16 protein-coding genes and 1 pseudogene are annotated in these 16,929 nt (G+C 73.4%); 7 read left to right on the top strand and 10 right to left on the bottom strand.

Going from position 1 to position 16,929, the window contains the following annotated elements:
- From DZA62_RS18505 to DZA62_RS36920, 3 genes are read left to right on the top strand one after another with little or no spacing between them, the layout of a single operon-like run.
- Nucleotides 1–1,824, top strand: a complete 1,824-nt coding sequence (locus DZA62_RS18505) for a heparinase II/III family protein (protein ID WP_116950397.1) — start codon at nt 1–3, stop codon at nt 1,822–1,824.
- The gene (locus DZA62_RS18500) at nt 1,821–2,582 is read left to right on the top strand and encodes an amidohydrolase family protein (RefSeq protein WP_116950598.1); all 762 of its coding nucleotides are present in this window, start codon (nt 1,821–1,823) and stop codon (nt 2,580–2,582) included. Before DZA62_RS18505 ends, DZA62_RS18500 begins: the two co-directional genes overlap by 4 nt.
- Entirely contained in the window at nt 2,579–3,415 is an 837-nt protein-coding gene (locus DZA62_RS36920) for an amidohydrolase family protein (protein WP_116950396.1), read from the top strand. Before DZA62_RS18500 ends, DZA62_RS36920 begins: the two co-directional genes overlap by 4 nt.
- A gap of 48 nt (nt 3,416–3,463) precedes the next feature.
- Here the strand turns inward: DZA62_RS36920 and DZA62_RS36915 are convergent.
- Both DZA62_RS36915 and DZA62_RS18485 read right to left on the bottom strand, forming a co-directional pair.
- Nucleotides 3,464–3,904, bottom strand: a pseudogene (locus DZA62_RS36915) (helix-turn-helix domain-containing protein); the annotation flags it as partial.
- A gap of 615 nt (nt 3,905–4,519) precedes the next feature.
- A complete protein-coding gene (locus DZA62_RS18485; protein ID WP_198663932.1) occupies nt 4,520–5,371 on the bottom strand; it encodes a fumarylacetoacetate hydrolase family protein in 852 nt (283 codons plus the stop codon).
- Nucleotides 5,372–5,569: 198 nt separating this feature from the next.
- Between DZA62_RS18485 and DZA62_RS18480 the strand changes: the two genes are divergently transcribed.
- On the top strand, nt 5,570–6,883 hold the full coding sequence (locus DZA62_RS18480; protein WP_198663931.1) for an aspartate aminotransferase family protein: 1,314 nt from the start codon (nt 5,570–5,572) through the stop codon (nt 6,881–6,883).
- Nucleotides 6,884–6,957: 74 nt separating this feature from the next.
- Nucleotides 6,958–8,256: a transcriptional regulator gene (locus tag DZA62_RS18475; RefSeq protein ID WP_116950393.1), complete on the top strand. Its 1,299-nt coding sequence runs from the start codon at nt 6,958–6,960 to the stop codon at nt 8,254–8,256.
- Here DZA62_RS18475 and DZA62_RS18470 read toward each other — a convergent pair.
- The 3 genes from DZA62_RS18470 to DZA62_RS18460 are packed head-to-tail and all read right to left on the bottom strand — an operon-like array spanning nt 8,232 to nt 10,512.
- Nucleotides 8,232–9,419 (bottom strand): alanine racemase, encoded by a 1,188-nt coding sequence (locus DZA62_RS18470; protein WP_116950392.1) that lies wholly within the window; start codon nt 9,417–9,419, stop codon nt 8,232–8,234. The genes DZA62_RS18475 and DZA62_RS18470 overlap by 25 nt on opposite strands.
- Complete coding sequence (locus DZA62_RS18465; RefSeq protein ID WP_116950391.1) at nt 9,416–9,802, bottom strand: Rid family hydrolase; 387 nt, start codon at nt 9,800–9,802, stop codon at nt 9,416–9,418. Before DZA62_RS18465 ends, DZA62_RS18470 begins: the two co-directional genes overlap by 4 nt.
- Entirely contained in the window at nt 9,799–10,512 is a 714-nt protein-coding gene (locus tag DZA62_RS18460) for a FadR/GntR family transcriptional regulator (protein ID WP_198663930.1), read from the bottom strand. The genes DZA62_RS18465 and DZA62_RS18460 overlap by 4 nt, the downstream gene beginning before the upstream one ends.
- Before the next feature lie 93 nt (nt 10,513–10,605).
- Between DZA62_RS18460 and DZA62_RS18455 the strand changes: the two genes are divergently transcribed.
- Both DZA62_RS18455 and DZA62_RS18450 read left to right on the top strand, forming a co-directional pair.
- Nucleotides 10,606–11,301 carry an RraA family protein gene (locus DZA62_RS18455; protein WP_198663929.1) on the top strand — a complete coding sequence of 232 codons (696 nt, stop codon included), beginning with the start codon at nt 10,606–10,608 and terminating at the stop codon, nt 11,299–11,301.
- A gap of 20 nt (nt 11,302–11,321) precedes the next feature.
- Entirely contained in the window at nt 11,322–12,107 is a 786-nt protein-coding gene (locus tag DZA62_RS18450; protein ID WP_157987754.1) for an SDR family NAD(P)-dependent oxidoreductase, read from the top strand.
- Here the strand turns inward: DZA62_RS18450 and DZA62_RS18445 are convergent.
- The 5 genes from DZA62_RS18445 to DZA62_RS18425 are packed head-to-tail and all read right to left on the bottom strand — an operon-like array spanning nt 12,079 to nt 16,903.
- Complete coding sequence (locus DZA62_RS18445; protein WP_116950388.1) at nt 12,079–13,125, bottom strand: lactonase family protein; 1,047 nt, start codon at nt 13,123–13,125, stop codon at nt 12,079–12,081. The two genes, DZA62_RS18450 and DZA62_RS18445, sit on opposite strands and share 29 nt — an antisense overlap.
- A gap of 19 nt (nt 13,126–13,144) precedes the next feature.
- Entirely contained in the window at nt 13,145–13,879 is a 735-nt protein-coding gene (locus tag DZA62_RS18440; RefSeq protein WP_198663928.1) for an SDR family NAD(P)-dependent oxidoreductase, read from the bottom strand.
- Nucleotides 13,879–15,150, bottom strand: coding sequence for a phosphopyruvate hydratase (gene eno, locus DZA62_RS18435; RefSeq protein ID WP_116950386.1), 1,272 nt, complete (start codon nt 15,148–15,150; stop codon nt 13,879–13,881). The genes DZA62_RS18440 and eno overlap by 1 nt, the downstream gene beginning before the upstream one ends.
- Nucleotides 15,147–16,172 (bottom strand): phosphotransferase, encoded by a 1,026-nt coding sequence (locus tag DZA62_RS18430; RefSeq protein WP_116950385.1) that lies wholly within the window; start codon nt 16,170–16,172, stop codon nt 15,147–15,149. Before DZA62_RS18430 ends, eno begins: the two co-directional genes overlap by 4 nt.
- Nucleotides 16,169–16,903, bottom strand: a complete 735-nt coding sequence (locus DZA62_RS18425) for a GntR family transcriptional regulator (protein WP_198663927.1) — start codon at nt 16,901–16,903, stop codon at nt 16,169–16,171. Before DZA62_RS18425 ends, DZA62_RS18430 begins: the two co-directional genes overlap by 4 nt.
- Nucleotides 16,904–16,929 lie beyond the last annotated feature (26 nt).

The following is a 16,929-nucleotide window of genomic DNA, read 5'->3' as shown; positions in this document are numbered from 1 at the left end:
ATGCGCGCCACACCGGTCGAGCGGGCCGACCACGTCGACGCCGCCCGCATGCGGCACATCTCCCGGACGGACCTGCTGGCCGGGATCGGGGCCGCGGACGCCGACCTCCCGGAGGTAAGGCACCGGCTCGCCCGGCGGGTCGCCGCGCACCCGCCGGTGTGGGATCCGCGGCGGCGGGCCGACGAGCTCGACGACGACGCCCTCGCCGAGGAGATCGCCGCCGCCGACGAGCTGCTGGAGCGGCACACCGACTTCCTCTCCCCGCAGGCGGGACGCTCCGGCCTCTACGGCCTGCACTACCTCGGCTGGCTGCGGCCGCTGGTGACGGCATACCTGGCGACCGGCGACGACCGGTACGCCGCCGGGTTCGCTCGCCACTTCGACGACTGGTACGCCAGCCGCGATGACGTCGTCGGCGAGTGGCCCGGCCTCGACGTCGTCTGGTATTCGCTGGGCGTGTGGGCACGCGCCACCGTCGTGGCGCCGGCCGTCTCCGCGTTCGCCGAGACCGACGCGATGCCCGACGACACCATGGCGGCGGCGTTGGCGACGCTGCTCGGCGGAGCCCGCTGGGCGGCCGAGGAGCACGAAGCCTTCCGCCCGGGCAACTGGCAGCTGGTCTGCGCCGGGGAACTGCTGCACGTCGCCGGGCTGCTCCACGAGGCGCCGGAGGCGCCGCACTGGGTCGACGTCGGGCGGGCCAGGCTGGTCGAGCACCTCGATCGCGACTTCTACGCCGACGGCGGGCACCTCGAGCGCTCCCCCGGGTACCACGCGTTGTGCCTGGAGGCACTCCAGCGGGCGGCCGTGGTCGCCCGCCGCGACCACGGATTCGACCTCGCCGTGCACCCCACGTTCCGCGCCGCGCACCGCTGGCTGGCCGAGATGGCCACACCGGCGGGCTGGGTGCCGCCCTGGCAGGACAGCGGGACCGTCTGGCCCGGGGAGGCGCTCGAGCGAGCCGCCGGCATCCTGCCCGGGAGCGGCGTGGACGAGCCCGCGAGGCGGAGCGTCCACCTGGCGGACAGCGGGTACGTGGTGCTGCGCGGCGACGGGCCGTCGTCGCCGTTCCTCGCGCTCAACGCCGGACCGTACGTCGCGCACGAACTGGAGTCGCACAGCCACCTGGCCGCGACCGACGTCGTACTGTCGGCCTGGAGGGCTCCGCTCGCGCTGGAGGCGGGCGGGCCGGCGACCTACGACGACCCCCGTTACCAGGACTGGTACCGGTCGCCGTGGTCGCATAACACGGTGACCCTCGACGGCCACGAGATGTCCGAGGACCGCGACGCCGCCGTGGTGGTGGCCGACCTCGACGGCCCGGTCCAGGTGGTGGTGGCGCAGCACGACGGGTATCCGCTGCGCGTCACCCGGCGCGTCCTCTTCGTGTCGGCCGAGCCCGGCTACTGGCTGTTCTCGGATCGGGTCGACGGCGAGGCGCCGGCCACGTGGTCGATCCTGGCGCCGCGGCCGTGGCTGGCGCACGCCGGAGGCTTCCGCAGCGAGGGCGCGCCGTTCCTGTCCGTCGTACCTGCCGACCCGCCCGGCCAGGTGGTCACCGAGACGGGACCGGGGCAGGTGCCCGGCGCGGGCGCGGCGTCGTACCAGGAGCTGACCGCGCTGCGACTGCGCTCGGCGACCGGCCGTTTCGACGTGCTGCTCGCCCCGGGCCGGGAGGCCGGCGAACCGGCCTGGTCGCTACGGCGCGCCGGGGGCGGCTGGCTCGTCGAGAACGGCCTCGTCGCCGACCGGCTCACCGACGGCCTCTGGGAGCGGCGTACGTCGTCGGGCCGGCTGCTCGGGTCGGCGCGGTGGCGCGCATGACGGCGGCGGGCCCGCGGATGCGGCTGTATGACGCCAACTGCCTGATCGGCCCGACGCCGTGGGGGTTGCCGGGCGACCTGGACGTCGACGCCCTGGAGCGCCGCATGGACCGGTTCGGCATCGAACGGAGCCTGGTCAGCCACACCGTCTCGTGGCGGCACGACCCGGCGACCGGCAACGACCTGGCGGTGCGCGAGCTCGCCGGACACCCGCGGCTGCGGCCGTGCTGGGTCGGCGTCCCCAGCACGTGCGCGGAGGTGCCACCGGCCAAGGAGTTCGCCGAGCAGGCGCTCCAAGCGGGCGTGGGGGCGGTCCGGGTCTATCCGGGCGACCACGGGTTCGCCCTCGACGGCCCCGACTTCGCCGCGCACGCCGACGCCCTCGGCGAGGCGGGGCTGCCGCTCATCGTCGACGTCGAGTCCACGTCGTGGGAGGCCGTCGACCGGCTGCTGTTCGCGCACCCCGACCTCGTGGTCGTCGTGTGCGGCACCGGCTATCGAGGGATGCGTCAGGCGGCGGGCCTGCTCGACCGGCACGTCAACGTCCGGCTCGACCTGTCGGACCTCTCCACACACGAGGGATTCGAATGGGTGTGCGCGACGTTCGGGTCGCACCGGGTCGTGTTCGGCACGGGCGCGCCCCTGCGCGACCCGGCGGAGGCGGTGACGAGGCTGCTGTGGTCCGAGCTCGACGACTACGACGTCGCGCAGGTGGCCGCCGGCAACCTCGAGGCGCTGCTCCCCGAGGCGCCGCGATGAACGGCCGAGGAGAGGAACTCACCCGAGCGTTGTGGGAGCGGCGTCCACAGACCGCGGTCCGCATCGTCGACGCGCACGCTCACGCGGGGCCGTACTCGCTGTTCTTCATCCCCCGCAGCTCGCCGGAGGGCATGATCGCCGTCATGGACCGGTGCGGCGTGGCGACCGCGCTGATCTCGAGCAACCGCGCCATCCAGCTCGACGCGGCCAGCGGGAACGACGCGACCGCGGCCATGGTCCGGCGGCACCCGGGCCGGCTGCTCGGCTACGCCGTCGTCAACCCGTGGCGCGACCCCGTCGCCGAGCTGGAGCGCTGGCACGGCGACAGCCGAATCGCCGGGATCAAGGTGCACCCCGACCTGCACCACTACGCCCTCGACGGACCCCGCTACGCGCCGGTCTGGGACTACGCCGAGGCGACCGGTCAGCCCGTGCTGACGCACACCTGGCTCGGCAGCGAGTACGACGACCTCGCCCATGTCGCCCGCGTCGCCGAGCGGCGCCCGGGGGTCCGGATCGTCGCGGGCCACGCCGGCGTGCGCCGGGAAGGCATCGACCGGGTCATCGCGCTGGCCCGGGATCACCCCAATGTCTTCCTGGAGATCTGCGGGTCACGCGGCCACGGTGCGCTGCTCGCCCGGATGGTCGGCGAGGTGGGCGCCGACCGGGTGATCTACGGGTCGGACTTCCCGTTCATCGACATGCGCACGTCACTGGGCCGCGTGATCTTCGCAGGGCTGGGCGACGCCGATCTGGCCATGGTCCTCGGCGGCACAGCCGCCCGGCTCGTCCCCGCCCTGGCCGAGGTGCCCGGCGCGCCCGCGGGAGCGTAGTTCGCTCGGGCTCAGGCCGACCTCGCGCAGCATCGTCGCCCGGAACTGCCGCGTCGTCGCGAACCCGCAGCGACGGCCGACCTCCGCGACCGGCAGGTCGCCGCCGCCGAGCAGCCCGAGCGCCTTCCGGACGCGCAGCCCGGTGACGAGGCGCCGGAACGTCGTGGCGGAGTCCTGTCGCAGCGTGTGGGCCAGGTGGAACGGGCTGACACCGAGTTCGGCTGCGGCCCGGGAGAGGGTGAGCCGATCGTCGGTGAACCGCCGGCCCAGCAGCTCGTGGGCGCGCCCCGCCAGACCCGGGCGACCGGCGGGGCCGACGAGACCCGTCAGGGCCTCGAACCGGTCCAGCAGCCATTCGTGGACCTGACTGCGCTCGTGCAACTCGCTGAGCGCGACCAGGTCGGCCAGCGGGAGCAGGCCGAGCGTGCTGCGCCAGCGTGCGGAGCCGTCGGCGGCGCGACGTGGGTCGACGGCGGCCGCGACGTCCATGACCAGGCCGGGCAGCCAGCGGACGAAGACGTCACGCGCGGAGGCGCCGTGGCGCAGCAGCGTCTCGACCCACAGCTCCACGTGCGCGACCGCGTGCGCGGTCTCGCCGCGGCGCAACATCGCCAGGACGGGGCCGGTGATGTCGGGCGGCTCGACGGGCTCGCCGCCCGTCCACGCCGTGAGGATCTGGCCGCCGCCCCCGAGCACCTTGCCCGCCAGCGTCTCCCGTGCCTGCCGAGCCGCCCGCGCCTCCGCTCCGTGACCGTCGGCGACCGCGCTGAGGGCAACCGACGCCGTCGCCGACGTCGACGCGGCGATCCGGCGCCGGATGCGACTCGCGAGCTCCCGGGCCTCGTCGTGCAGGCCGTCGGGCGCCGCTCCGGTGAGCGTGACCATCCAGGAGTCGGGCGGTACCGTGCCGACGCGGCTCGCTCCGTGATCGGCGCAAGCAGCGGCGACGACGCGCTCGGCCTCCGCGCGGGCCTGCTCGGCCCAGTCCGGCCCCCGGCGCTGCGCCTGCACGAGGTAGTCGTCGAGGTCTACGCACAGCGCGACGACACAGCGGGACACCCAGCTAATAGTACGCGATAAAACCCGTATTACGGAAGGCCTTAATTACTTCCACTGCACCGGGCTCACCAGCGTCCCCAGGCCGTCGATGCTGGCGTGCATGACGTCGCCGTCCTGGACGGGAGCGATCCCCGCCGTGGTGCCCGTCGCGATCACGTCGCCCGGCAGCAGCGTCATCCCGTCGGTGAGGTCGGCGATCAGTCTCGGGATCCGGTGCACCATGTCGCCGGTGTGGGCGTGCTGGCGCACCTCCCCGTCGACGGTCAGGGTCATGGTCAGCGCGTGCGGGTCGGGCACCTCGTCGGGCGTCACCAGGAACGGCCCCAGCGGCGCGAACGTGTCGAACGCCTTCGAGTGGTCCCACGGCTCCTGCCGCCGCATGCTCTCGAGCTGCAGGTCGCGAGCCGTCATGTCGTTGACGATGGTGTAGCCGGCCACCACCTCGGCCCAGTCGCGCTCCGCAACGTCGCGGCACCGGCGGCCGATCACGACCGCCAGCTCGACCTCGTGCTCGACGTGAGCGGTGCGTTCCGGCGGCCGCACCGTCGCACCGTGCCCGACCAGCGCGCTCGGCGGCTTGAAGAAGAGCACCGGCACGGGCGGCACGTCCAGGCTGCTCTCGTCGGCGTGCGCGCGGTAGTTCAGCGCCAGACAGCACACCTTGGAGCAGGCGGCCACCGGCGTCTCGAAGATCACCTCGCTCACGGCCAGCCGCTCGCCGCCCACGGCGAGGCGCGCGGCCGCGGCTCGCAGCCCGTCCAGGCCGAGCCGGTCCAGTGCCGCCAGTGGGTCGCCCTCGGCGTCGACCTCCCGCAGCGACACCAGGGTCTGGTCGTCGAGCGCCGCCGCCAGCTCGACGGGCCCCTCGGGTGCCCTCCGGATCCGCGCAAGTCGCAAGGCTCTGCCTCCGAATCGATGGTTGGTGCGTCTGCCGGACAAGTCTTGCCGCGCCCGTGCCGCGCCGGTAGGACCAGTTGTTGCGGCCGCGTACGTCGGCTTGTGCGATCTGTTGACCCCCTCCGCACGGCTGCGGTGGTGTGGGCCGTGCCGCAAGGTGACGAGACGACATCGGAGGTCGCGCGTGGTGATGCAGTCGTGAACCGGGCCCAGGGTGCCAGCGAGTTGCTGAGGAAGCGGGCCGAGCGCGTGCTCGCCGGCGGCGTGTCCAGCGACGCCAGGCGACTGCCCAACGGCACGCTCTTCGTCGACCATGCCCGAGGCGCGTACCTCTACGACGTCGACGGCAACCGCTACATCGACTACGTCCTCGGTCAGGGACCGGCGCTGCTCGGCCACGCCGCCGGCCCCGTGGTCGAAGCCGTGGCGGCGCAGGCCGGCCGGGGCATCAGCTACTCCGCCCAGCACCGCGACGAGGTCGAGCTCGCCGAAGCGCTGGCGCGAGTGGTGCCGAGCGCCGAGAAGGTGCGGTTCAACTCGGTGGGCTCCGAGGCGGTCCATGGCGCGCTGCGGCTCGCCCGCGGGCACACGGGCCGCGGCAAGGTCGTCAAGTTCGAAGGGCACTATCACGGCTGGCTCGACCCCGTGCTCTACAGCGTGCATCCGCCGGTCGACGCGGCCGGCCCGGCCCGCCGGCCCCAGCTGGTCCCGGGCACCGGCGGCCAGCAGCTCAGCTCGGCCGCCGACGTGCTCCTCGCGCCGTGGAACGACATCGAGGCGCTCACGGAGCTGATGGAGCGGCACGGCGACGACGTCGCCGCCGTCATCATGGAGCCCGTGCTGTGCAACACCGGCGTGATCATGCCGGTCGAGGGCTACCTCCGGGCAGTCCGGGACCTGTGCCGCCGGACGGGAGCGCTGCTGGTCTTCGACGAGGTGATCACCGGCTTCCGGCTGGCCCTCGGCGGCGCACAGGAGTACCTCGGCGTGACACCGGACCTCGCGGTCTTCGGGAAGGCGATCGCCGGCGGCATGCAGCTCTCGGCGTTCACCGGACGGGCCGAGATCATGGACCGCATCTCGTCGGGCCAGGTCGCGCATGCCGGCACGTTCAACGCCCATCCGGTGGCCGTCGCCGCGGCCCGGGCCACGCTCGAGGTCCTCGAACGCGACCGCGACGACCTTTACCCGCGGGTGTTCCGCCTGGGCGCCCTCCTGGCCGACGGCCTGCGCGAGGCCGCCCGGCAGGCGGGCGTGCCGCTCGTCGTGACCGGCCCCGGGCCGATGATCCAGACCTACGTGACCGAGTCCGACGACGTGCGCGACTACCGCGATTTCGCCGCCACCGATCTGGCGGCGTCGGCACGGCTGCACGGGTTGCTGATGGATCGCGGCGTCAACATCGTTCCGCGCGGCCTGTGGTTCCTGTCGACGGCGCATACGGAGGCGGACGTGCACGAGACGGTGGCGGCCGCCGCCGACGCGCTGCGTGCTCTCGGCACTGGTCGCTAGAGTCGCACCATGGTAGTTTTGGTCGTGCATAATTCGCATTTCGCGCACGCCTCTTCGACTCCAGGAGGGCCGGAATGACCCCGCCGCGGCGACCGGGCGCCGTCCGCGTCGGTGTCGTCGGCCCCTCCGACTCCGTGCAGCGCATCGTCGACGTCGGACAGGCGATGGTGGGCCGCGACGTTCCGGCGATCAGCGTGGTCGCGGCCAGCTACACGAAGCAGTCTCAGATCGCGGCACGCGTCCGCGGCATGCTGGACCGCGTCGACGCCGTCCTGTTCGCCGGCCCGCTCCCCCACGACATCGCGCTCGCGGAGGGCGTGCTCACGCGCCCGGCCACCCATGTCGAGCTGACCGGGTCCTCGCTCTACGGCGCCATGATCCGCGCGATGCGCGAGGGCGTGATCGACGTCGAGCGCGTCAGCATCGACTCACTGCCGGCCGACGCCGTGGCCGAGGCCTACGAGGAGTGCCAGCTCTCGCGGCGGCGGGTCAGTTCCATGGCCTACGAGGCGGTCGACAGCGCCGCCCACTTCGCCGAGTTCCACGAGCGCCTCTACGCCAGCGGTCAGACCACGGGCGCCCTCACCACGGTCGGCGAGGTGACCGACCATCTCCGGGCCCGCGGCGTCCCGGTCGTCCGCATCCGGGCGACCAGCTCCACCCTGCGGACGTCGCTGCGCACGGCGGCGTTCCTCGGCGCGGGCAGCCTGCTCGAGTCCGCCGGCGTCGCCGTGGGCGTCGTCGAGATCCCCGACCTCCCCAAGGGCGCTCCCGGCGATGCGCGCCAGCCATGGCGTCTGCAGCAGCTCCGCCTCGAGGCGGTCAACGCGCTTCGGCCGGAGGCCGACCGCGCCAGCATCAGCGTCCTGCCCCGCGACGACCGCAGCATCATCCTCATGGCCACGGTCGCGTCCCTCGGGCACCTCACCGACCAGTTCAGCCGCGCCGCCTTCGTCGGCGCGGTGCAGAAGAGGACCGGAGTCACCCCACTGGTCGGCTTCGGCGTCGGCGAGACCGCCGCGGCCGCCGAGCGCCACGCGGAGCAGGCGCTGGCCGAGTCCCAGGGCAGCACGGTGATCAAGTTCGGTGACGGATCGACCCTGTCGCTCGCCGACGACGGCGCCGACGCCAGCCCGAGGCTGGTCGAGACCAAACACCTGGAGACGTTCCAGACGCTGCGCGGCGGCATCTCGGGCGCCGCCACGGTCGACGCCGAGTCCGCGGCGCAGGTACTCGGCGTCAGCGCCCGGACCGCACGGCGGGTCCTCCAGGACCTCGCGCGGGTGGGGCTCGCCTGGCCGGTGCCGCCCCCGGTCGACGTGGTGACGCCGGGCCGGCCACGGCAGACCTACCGGCTGGTCGACGCGATCTGATCCAGCAGACCGGCGCGATGGGCGCGGGTGACGAGCGGGTGCACCACCTCGACGGTCTCGCCGGCACCGTCGAGGACCGGGATCTGATCCCACTTGTCGAAGATCGTGCACGGATGCGACATGCCGAGGGCGACGGCATCACCCGGCCGCAGCTCCGCGTCCTCGGGGACAGCGAGGTACGAGTGGTGATCGTTCATGTCCGTGACCACGGCCCCGGCGATCGACCGTCGCTCCCCGCCGGGGCCGGCCGCCCGGAGCACCATCGGCAGGTGCAGGTCGTACGGGCATTCGCGTTTGCCGGCGCCGAGCAGGGCCAGCCCGGGTTCGGGCCTCGACAGCACCCGCGCCCAGAGCTCGGCCGCCGGCCGGAGGCTCGCGACGTCGCGCACGCGGTCGCCGAACGGTGACAGCTCCTGGTACGCGATGTGGTCGTGCGTGACGTACGCCCCGGGACGGAGCACGACGAGCGGCGCCTGCGAGAGTTCGATCTCGCCCAGGATCGCCGCGACCCGGTCGAGGTAGGCGCTCCCGCCCGCGGAGAGCACCGGCCGCTCGGCGAAGGCGCCGGCCCGATCGAGCTCGGTCGCGAGGCCGGCCAGCAGCCGGAGGAAGTCGTCGACCCGGGCGAGCCGGTCCGGCCCCGATCCGGCGACCACGCCCTCGTATCCTTCGACGCCTGCCAGCCGCAACTGCCGGGACGCCCTGACGGCTGCGGCGACGGCGATCGCCTCGGTGACGGTTCGCGCGCCGCAGCGCGCCCCCGGCGCTCCGAGCTCCACGAGCACGCGAAGGGGCCGGTCGAGCACCTGGTCCAGGTGCTCGACCCCGTCGACCGAGTCGACGAGGCAGGCGGCCCAGACCCCCTGCTCGTCGAGCTGGGCGAGGTAGCCCAGTCCGGACGGCTCCAGGACCTCGTTGGCGACCAGGACCCGCGGCGCTCCGAAATCGACGGCCCAGCGCGCTTGGTCGGCGGTGGCGACCGTCACGCCCCACGCGCCGGCGTCCAGCTGCCGTCGGGTGAGCTCGCCGGACAGGTGCGTCTTGATGTGCGGCGCGAGCAGGGTCCCGGTGCGCTCCGCGAACGCCGCCACGGTCGCGATGTTGTGCCGCAGCGCCGCGTCGTCGAGCACGAGGCGCGGCAGGTGCGGCGGCGGCAGTGTCACGGGTGCCGGACCGCGACGACGTCGATCTCGACGAGGATCCCGAACAGCTGAGAGCCCACGGTGGTACGCGCCGGGAACGGGGCGCTGAACGCCCGCTTGTACACGGCGTCGTAGGCGTGGAAGTCGCGCTCGAGGTGGGCGAGGTGGGTCGTGGTCTTCATGACGTCGGCCAGCCCGCTCCCCGCGGCGGCCAGGACCGCTGCCAGGTTGCGCAGCACCTGCTCGGTCTGTTCCGCCACGTCGGCGCCGACGATCTCGCCCGTCACCGGGTCGTGCGGGCCGATCCCCGCGGTCCAGACGAGGGTGTCGGTGCCGATGGCCTGGGAGTAGGACCCTCCTGGCGCCGGCGCTTCGTCGGTGCTGAAACGGATCCTGCTCGTCATGGGATCTCCTGTTCGTCGGGTGCGGACTGACCGCGCTTCCTGGCCGTCTCGAGCGCCCAGATGGCGGAACGGATGTGCTGCTCCATGGCACTGCGGGCGCGGCGAGCCGATCGCTCCTCGATGGCGACGGCGATCTGCTCGTGCTCGTGCAGGGCCCGCTCGGCCGCCTCGCGCAACGTGCCGGTGGCCTTCCTCGCGTGGCCCAGGAGGTCCGACATCGGTGCGAGCAGGCGTGCCAGGACCGGATTGCCGCTGGCCTGGGCGACGGCGTCGTGGAACGCGATGTCCTGCTCCCAGATGTTCTCGCCGAGCTCGAACGCGACCCTGAAGTGGCCCAGCGCTCGCCTGATGGCCAGGAGGTCGTCGTCCGTGCGGTGCTTCGCCGCCTTCGCCGCCGCCGCCGGCTCCAGGATCAGCCGGACGTCGTAGAGCTGGTCGACGGTCTCACCGCGCAACAGGTGCGAGATCGCGGCCGTCGCCAGGGCGTTGGGCGCAGCCGAGTCGATGACGCGAGCGCCGAGGCGCGGACGCACCTCGACGATGCCGAGGACGCGCAGCGTCTGCATGGCCTCCCGGACCGTGTTGCGCCCGACGCCGTACATCGCTCCCAGCTGCTGCTCGGAGGGCAGGGTGTCACCCGCGACGTACTCAGCACGCGCGATCCGAGCGAGAAGGTCGTCCGCGACGGACTTGCTGAGTCGTTCGGCCACGGCGGGCACCTCCAGCTGTGCGGCTCGCGACGGTCGGCGCACGCGAGTGCCTTGACGATATCTCAGAATCCGCCCTACGATCCCATTTATAGGATGAATGGGACTACGGCGAGAGGCAACGCGATGGGTTCCACGGCATTGGACGCCGACGTCCTGGCTCTGGTCCGGGAACGGCTCAACACCTCGGTCGTCGGCGACGTCCTGGACGCGCTCGGACGCGTCCACCAGGTGCTGCCCCCGGGGATACGTCCGCTGGAGCCGGGCGCGAAGCTCGCCGGCCGGGCGATGCCCGTGCTGAACGCCGACGTCCACGGTCCGCAGCGGCCACCGTTCGGCCTGCTCGCCGAGTCGCTGGACCAGCTCGAGCCGGACGAGGTGTACCTGGCCTGCGGCGGCACCATGAGGTGCGCCTACTGGGGCGAGCTGCTCACGGCCGCCGCCCGCACCCGGGGCGCGGCCGGCGCCGTCGTCGACGGCTACCACCGCGACACCACGAAGGTCCTCGACCAGCGCTGGCCCGTATTCAGCCGCGGCGCGTTCGCCCAGGACTCCGCGGTCCGCCTCGCGGCGATCGACTACCGCGTGCCGGTCGAGATCGGCGGCGTGGCGATCGCGCCGGGCGACATCGTGGTCGGCGACATCGACGGCGTCGTGGTCGTCCCCGCCGACGTCGAGGCCGAGGTGATCGAGCGGGCGCTGGAGAAGGCGAGCACGGAGAACGTCGTCCGCAAGGCGATCGAGAACGGCATGCCGGTGGTCGAGGCCCTCGACACGTACGGCGTGCTCTGAGCACCGGGAGAGGTCCCACCGTGAGCACGACGCGAACCGACCCGCGGCTGACGAGCAGCGTCGCGGTCGTCACCGGCGCGGCCGGCCACATCGGATCGGCCATCGTGCGCCGTCTGCTCGACGAGGGCGCCGCCGTGGTGGCGACGGACCGGGCCTTCCCGGCCGCGGAAGACGACGCCGCCCGCGTCACCCGGGTGCCGCTCGACCTGCGCGAACGCGGCGCCGGGCGGCGGCTCGTCGAGACCGCCGTAGAGCGATACGGGCGACTGGACATCGTCGTGGCCAACGCCGGCAAGGCGACCGACGGCGACCTCGATCAGGGTGACGAGGAACTCTGGAGCGACGACATCGAGGTCAACCTGACCGCCAACGTTGGCCTCCTCGGCGCCGCCGTCGCCGCGATGCGGACCGGGGGCTCGGGAGCGATCGTCGCGATCTCGTCCGTCAACGCGCACGCGGACTTCGGGAACCCCGCGTACTCCGCGGCCAAGGCGGGCCTGGAGTCACTCGTCCGGTCGGTGGCCGCCCGGCACGGCCGCGACGGCATCCGGGCGAACGCGCTGGTGCTCGGGACGGTGGCGACGCCCGCGTGGCAGGAACGCATCGACCGCGACCCCGACGTGTTCGAGAAGCTTCGCGCCTCCTTCCCGCTGGGTCGCCTGGGCCGGCCCGAGGAGATCGCCGGCGTCGTCGCGTTCCTGGTCTCCGGCGAGGCCGCCTGGATGACGGGCTCCTCGATCGTCCTCGACGGCGGGCTGCTGATCGCGAACCCGTCGTTCACCTCGACGGTGTTCGGCGCCGGCTGACGGGGACGACGCAGGCCGGGCTCGCCACGCCGGCCGCGCGGCCGGTGAACTGCGGAACACCGGTTCGAGAGTCGACGGCGAAGATCGTGACCGCATGCGAGCGCTCGTTGGCGACGTAGAGGTGATCACCGATGCGAGTGAGGTGGCGTGGCCACTCCCCCTCCACCGGCGTTTCCGCCACCGGCTCGACCGTCGTGGCGCCGATGCCGAACGTCGTCACGGTGTTCGCGCCGCGGTTCGCGACGTAGGCGAACCGGCCGTCCGGCGCGATGGTGATCTCGCTCGGATAGTTGCGTTCCCGGGGCGGCGAGAGCGTCGACGGCAGCGTGGCCCGCTCGCGCAGCTCGCCGGTCGCGTCCTCGGCGAAGACGCTGACCGTGGAGTCCAGCTCGTTGGTGACCAGCAGCCGCCCGTCGCGGTGGACGGCGAGGTGCCGCGGTCCGCTGCCCGGCCGGGCCGCGGCCACCGGCCCCGGCAGGAGCCGGCCCCGGTGCAGCCTGAATACCCGGATGGCGTCGGCACCGAGGTCCGTCACCCGTACCGTGCCGCCCGGCCCTGCCGAGACCTGGTGGACGTGCGCGCGGTCCTGACGATCGGCGTCGGGACCCGATCCCTCGAAGGAGACCAGGTCGGTGCGCTCCCCCACCTGACCCTGAGGACTCAGCCGGTGGACGCTGACCGAGCCCGATCCGTAGTGGGCCACGAGCACGTACCGTCCGTCCGGAGTGACCGTGAGGTGGCACGGGACGGCGCCGCCGGCCGGCCGCACACCGAGATCACGCAGCGCGCCCGAGCGTGCGACCGCGAAGGCCCGGACACCCCCGTCCGCCCAGCCGTCGAGCGCGTAGAGCACCCGCCCGCCCGGCCCGGCGGCGAGGAAGGTCGGCGCGTCCGCCGCCGCCGGACGTCCGACGCCGGTCAGTCCCCCGGTCCGGGCGTCGCGCGTGAACACGTGCACGCCCGTGCCCTCGCCACCCGCCGCCGGGGTGAACGTCCCGACACACACCAGCTCGGTCATGTCATCACCGCTGCCGGCGTCAGCCGGCGAGCAGACCGCCGTCGATCACGAGGTCGGTGCCGGTGACGTAGTCGGCGTCGTCCGACGCCAGATAGAGCGCCGCCCTGGCGACCTCGGCCGGCTGCCCGAGCCGGCCCATCGGCTGCCGCGCCGTCAGCTGCGCGTGCGCCGCGGCAGCGTCGGGCGCCTGTGCGAGCAGCCGCGCCACCCAGGGCGAGTCCACCGTCCCCGGCGACACGGAGTTGCAGCGCACCCCGGTGCCGGCGTACTGCACGGCGACGGCACGGGTGAACGAGACGACGGCGCCCTTGCTCGCGCAGTAGGCGGCGCGGTCCTTCAGCCCGGCCGACGCCGCGGCCGAGGCGGTGTTGACGATCGACCCGCGGCCGGCGGCCAGCATCGGCGGCAACGCGTACTTGGTGCACAGGAACACCCCGAGAGCGTTGACGTCGAACACGCGGCGCCACTCGTCGGCCGTGCACGAGACCGGGTCGGCGGTCGATCCGATGCCGGCGTTGTTACACAGCACGTCGAGACGGCCGGTGCCGGCGACCACCGTGTCCATGAGGTCACGCACCGCGGCCTCGTCCGTCACGTCGAGCTGGACCGGGTGCGTCCCCTCGGGCCGGGCGTCGCTCGTGCGGTCCGCCGCGAAGACCACGGCGCCCTCCGCGACGAACAGGCGAGCCATCTCGAACCCGATACCGGACGCCGCGCCGGTGACCACGACCGTTCGGCCGGCGAACCTGCTCATCACGTCACCTCTCGCCAGGGATTGCGGAACACGGTGTCGGCGGTGGCCTCCAGCTCCAGCAGCCGGTTCCACTTGGCACAGCGCTCGGACCGGTGCAGGGACCCCACCTTGATCTGGCCGGCTCCCCAGCCGACGGCGAGATCGGCCAGCCAGTCGTCCTCGGTGTCGCCGGACCTGGCCGAGACCACGGTCGCCCACCCGGCGCGCCGCGCCGACTCGAGCACCCCGCGGGCGCCCCGCAGCGTGCCGTTCTGGTTCACCTTGACCAGGACGGCGTTGGCCGCCTGCCGTCGCGTGCCCTCGGCCAGCCGGGAGTGATCGGTCGCGAACAGGTCGTCACCGACCACCTGGACGCCCGCCAGCCGCTCGGTCGCCATCGCCCAGCCCTCCCAGTCGTCCTCGCGCAGCACGTCCTCGACCGACACGACCGGGTGGCGCGCGACCCAGCCGGCGATCTCGTCGACCAACTCGCCGGCGGTCAGGGCGCGCCCCTCGGCGGCCAGCTCGTAGCCGTCACCGGTCCACAGCTGGTTGGCCGCGACGTCGATCGCCACCGCCAGCTGCGCTCCCGGCGTGAGACCGGCGGCCTCGATGGCACGGGTGAGCAGTTCCAGTGCGTCGGCGTTGCCGCCGACGGGCACGCCGAGGCCGCCCTCGTCGGCGACCAGCACCGCGGCGGCGTGGCCGTCGGCCAGGGCCAGGCGTCGCGCCTCCTCCCGGACCCGGGCGCACCATTCCAGCGCTTGCGCGAAGGAGTCCGCACCGACTGGGACGACGAGGAGGTCCTGGATGTCGATGGCCCGCCCCGCGTGCGCCCCGCCGGAGATGATGTTGATCATCGGCATCGGCAGTGGCAGCGCCCCGGGGCCGTGCAGCCGGCGCGCCAGCGACACGCCCGCGGCCGCCGCGGCTGCGCGGCCGGCGGCCACCGACACCGCCAGCACCGCGTTGCCACCGAGGCGGGCGTAACGGCTGTCGCCGTCGAGCTCCTCGAGGACGAGGTCGACGGCGTCCGGCTCGGCCGCGTCGACCCCGGTCACCGCGTCGGCCAGGGTGGTGTTCACGTGCTCCACCGCGCGGCGCACCCCCATACCGAAATAGCGGTCGCCACCGTCGCGCAACTCGAACGCCTCGTACGACCCCGTCGACGCACCCGACGGGACCACCGCCCGGCCGGACGAGCCGTCCGACAGCGACACCCGGCAGGCCACGGTCGGCCGGGCTCGCGAATCCAGCGCCTCCCAGGCCACCACTCGATCGATACGGGTCATCGCCCCTCCCTGACGAGTGCGTCCCAGACGTCCGCGATCGAGACGTCCGTGCCCTGCAGCAGCCGCAACGCGGCCCTCCGGACCTGGTCGAGCCCGGCCGCGGACAGATAGTCGACCGGCGACCGGCCGTCCACCCGCGCCAGCAACAGCGCGGCGACATGCCAGCCCGGCCGCGGCAACGGTGTCGTCGCGCCGGCTGCCGCGCGATAGGCGTCGCCGAACCGCTGCGTCGCCGCACGGAGCTCGGTCGCGGCGGACGCGTGAACCGACTTCAGCATCAGGTGCGCGATCATGAACGCCACGTCGAGCACCGGCGCTCCCGCCTTGGCCACCTCGGCGTCGACGACCCAGCAGAGGTCGTCGCCGACCAGGACGTTCTTGGGTGAGAAGTCACCGTGGACGAGGCATTCGCGCGTCCCGGTCAGGTCGTCGACGCACGCGTCGAGGGCGCCGCCCGCCGCGGGGTGGAGCCGCCGCACCTCGTGGTGGAACGGCGTCAGCCGCAGCTGGGTGAACGCCTCGTCGTCCTGGAACCGGCTCAGCAACCGCGCGTGGCCGCGCGTGTGGCGGTGCCACCGGCCGAGCGTCCGGCCGAGGATCTCGGGGAGGTCGCCCGCCGATGCGTGCGGGTCGGCCAGCAGCAGGGACTTCCAGTTCGCGACGTCGGGCGGCGCGGCCTCCATCACGAACGCCATCAGGGTCTCGTCGACCTCGACGACCTCGGGCACCCGATCGGGCGTGATGTCGCGATACGCCACCAGCGCCGCCGCTTCGCTGAGCGTCCGCCGCCGCTCGGCCGTCCACTCCGCCCGCACTCGCAGCCGGGGCAGCGCCTGCTTGACCACGACCGAGCGTCCGGCCGTGTCGACGCGCAGCACGACGCACGAGACCCCTCCGCTCAGCTCGCTCACCGTGCCGGCCGATCCGTCGATCACTCCCCGTTCGCGCAGGAAGCCCAAGACGGTGCCGGGTGTCAGGAGCGGTGCGGCGCCCTGGCCGGCGCCGGTCGCCGGGCCGGTCATGCGAAGTAGCCCGGGAACTCGCGCTTCAGCTCGGCCTTCAGGAGCGGGACGCGACGGGCGTGGGCGCGGACCCGCTCCTCGGCGGCCACGAGGTCGCCGGACTCGAGCGCGTCCACGATGCCCACGTGTTCGGTCAGGACACCGTCGACGAACGGGCGGTCGGGGAGTACGAGCCGTCGCATCCGATCGAGGTGGACCTTCGACCGCTTCACCGTCGTCCAGGCGCCCGGATAGCCGCTCAGCGCGAAGATCCGCGCGTGCAGCGTCTCGTCCAGCTCGAAGAAGCCCTCGGGGTCGCCGGCGTCGAGAGCCTGCCGCTGCCCGGCGATCACCTGCCGCAGATCGGCCGCGTCGCCGGGCGCCAGCGGCACCAGCTCCTTGACGGCGGCGACCTCGAGGCTCTCGCGGACGAACCGCGCCTCCTCCACCTCGGCCAGGCTGATGACCGACACGGTCGTGCCCACCTGCGGCACGACGTCGACGAGGCCGGCCTCGGCGAGGCGCGTGATCGCCTCCCGCACCGGGGTCCGGCTCACTCCGAGCTCCCGGGCGAGTTCGGTCTCGCTGATCGGCTGTCCCGGCAGCAGCCGCAGGCTTCGAACCGCCTCCAGCAGCTGCTCGAACACCTTGTCCGACGTACGGCCGCCGCGTCCCGAGCGCTCGATCAGCGACAGCACGGCGGCCCGCTCCCGATGCTCCGCGGCACCAGGCTCGCCGACTCGCCCATCCATGCGTTGAATACTTGCATACAAGTATG

Origin of the sequence: Jiangella endophytica (assembly GCF_003427025.1) — a bacterium.
In the GTDB taxonomy this organism is placed as follows: Bacteria; Actinomycetota; Actinomycetes; order Jiangellales; family Jiangellaceae; genus Jiangella; species Jiangella endophytica.
This window is presented reverse-complemented; position numbering and strand designations above follow the sequence as displayed.

What these genes read in the sequence shown, in the direction of transcription:
- DZA62_RS36920 (WP_116950396.1), top strand. Translation starts at nt 2,579, where the DNA reads ATGAACGGCCGAGGAGAGGAACTCACCCGAGCGTTGTGGGAGCGGCGT.
- DZA62_RS18465 (WP_116950391.1), bottom strand. Translation starts at nt 9,802, where the DNA reads ATGACGAGCAGGATCCGTTTCAGCACCGACGAAGCGCCGGCGCCAGGA.
- DZA62_RS18430 (WP_116950385.1), bottom strand. Translation starts at nt 16,172, where the DNA reads ATGACCGGCCCGGCGACCGGCGCCGGCCAGGGCGCCGCACCGCTCCTG.
- DZA62_RS18445 (WP_116950388.1), bottom strand. Translation starts at nt 13,125, where the DNA reads ATGACCGAGCTGGTGTGTGTCGGGACGTTCACCCCGGCGGCGGGTGGC.
- DZA62_RS18440 (WP_198663928.1), bottom strand. Translation starts at nt 13,879, where the DNA reads ATGAGCAGGTTCGCCGGCCGAACGGTCGTGGTCACCGGCGCGGCGTCC.
- DZA62_RS18425 (WP_198663927.1), bottom strand. Translation starts at nt 16,903, where the DNA reads ATGGATGGGCGAGTCGGCGAGCCTGGTGCCGCGGAGCATCGGGAGCGG.
- eno (WP_116950386.1), bottom strand. Translation starts at nt 15,150, where the DNA reads ATGACCCGTATCGATCGAGTGGTGGCCTGGGAGGCGCTGGATTCGCGA.
- DZA62_RS18475 (WP_116950393.1), top strand. Translation starts at nt 6,958, where the DNA reads ATGACCCCGCCGCGGCGACCGGGCGCCGTCCGCGTCGGTGTCGTCGGC.
- DZA62_RS18505 (WP_116950397.1), top strand. Translation starts at nt 1, where the DNA reads ATGCGCGCCACACCGGTCGAGCGGGCCGACCACGTCGACGCCGCCCGC.
- DZA62_RS18500 (WP_116950598.1), top strand. Translation starts at nt 1,821, where the DNA reads ATGACGGCGGCGGGCCCGCGGATGCGGCTGTATGACGCCAACTGCCTG.
- DZA62_RS18455 (WP_198663929.1), top strand. Translation starts at nt 10,606, where the DNA reads ATGAATGGGACTACGGCGAGAGGCAACGCGATGGGTTCCACGGCATTG.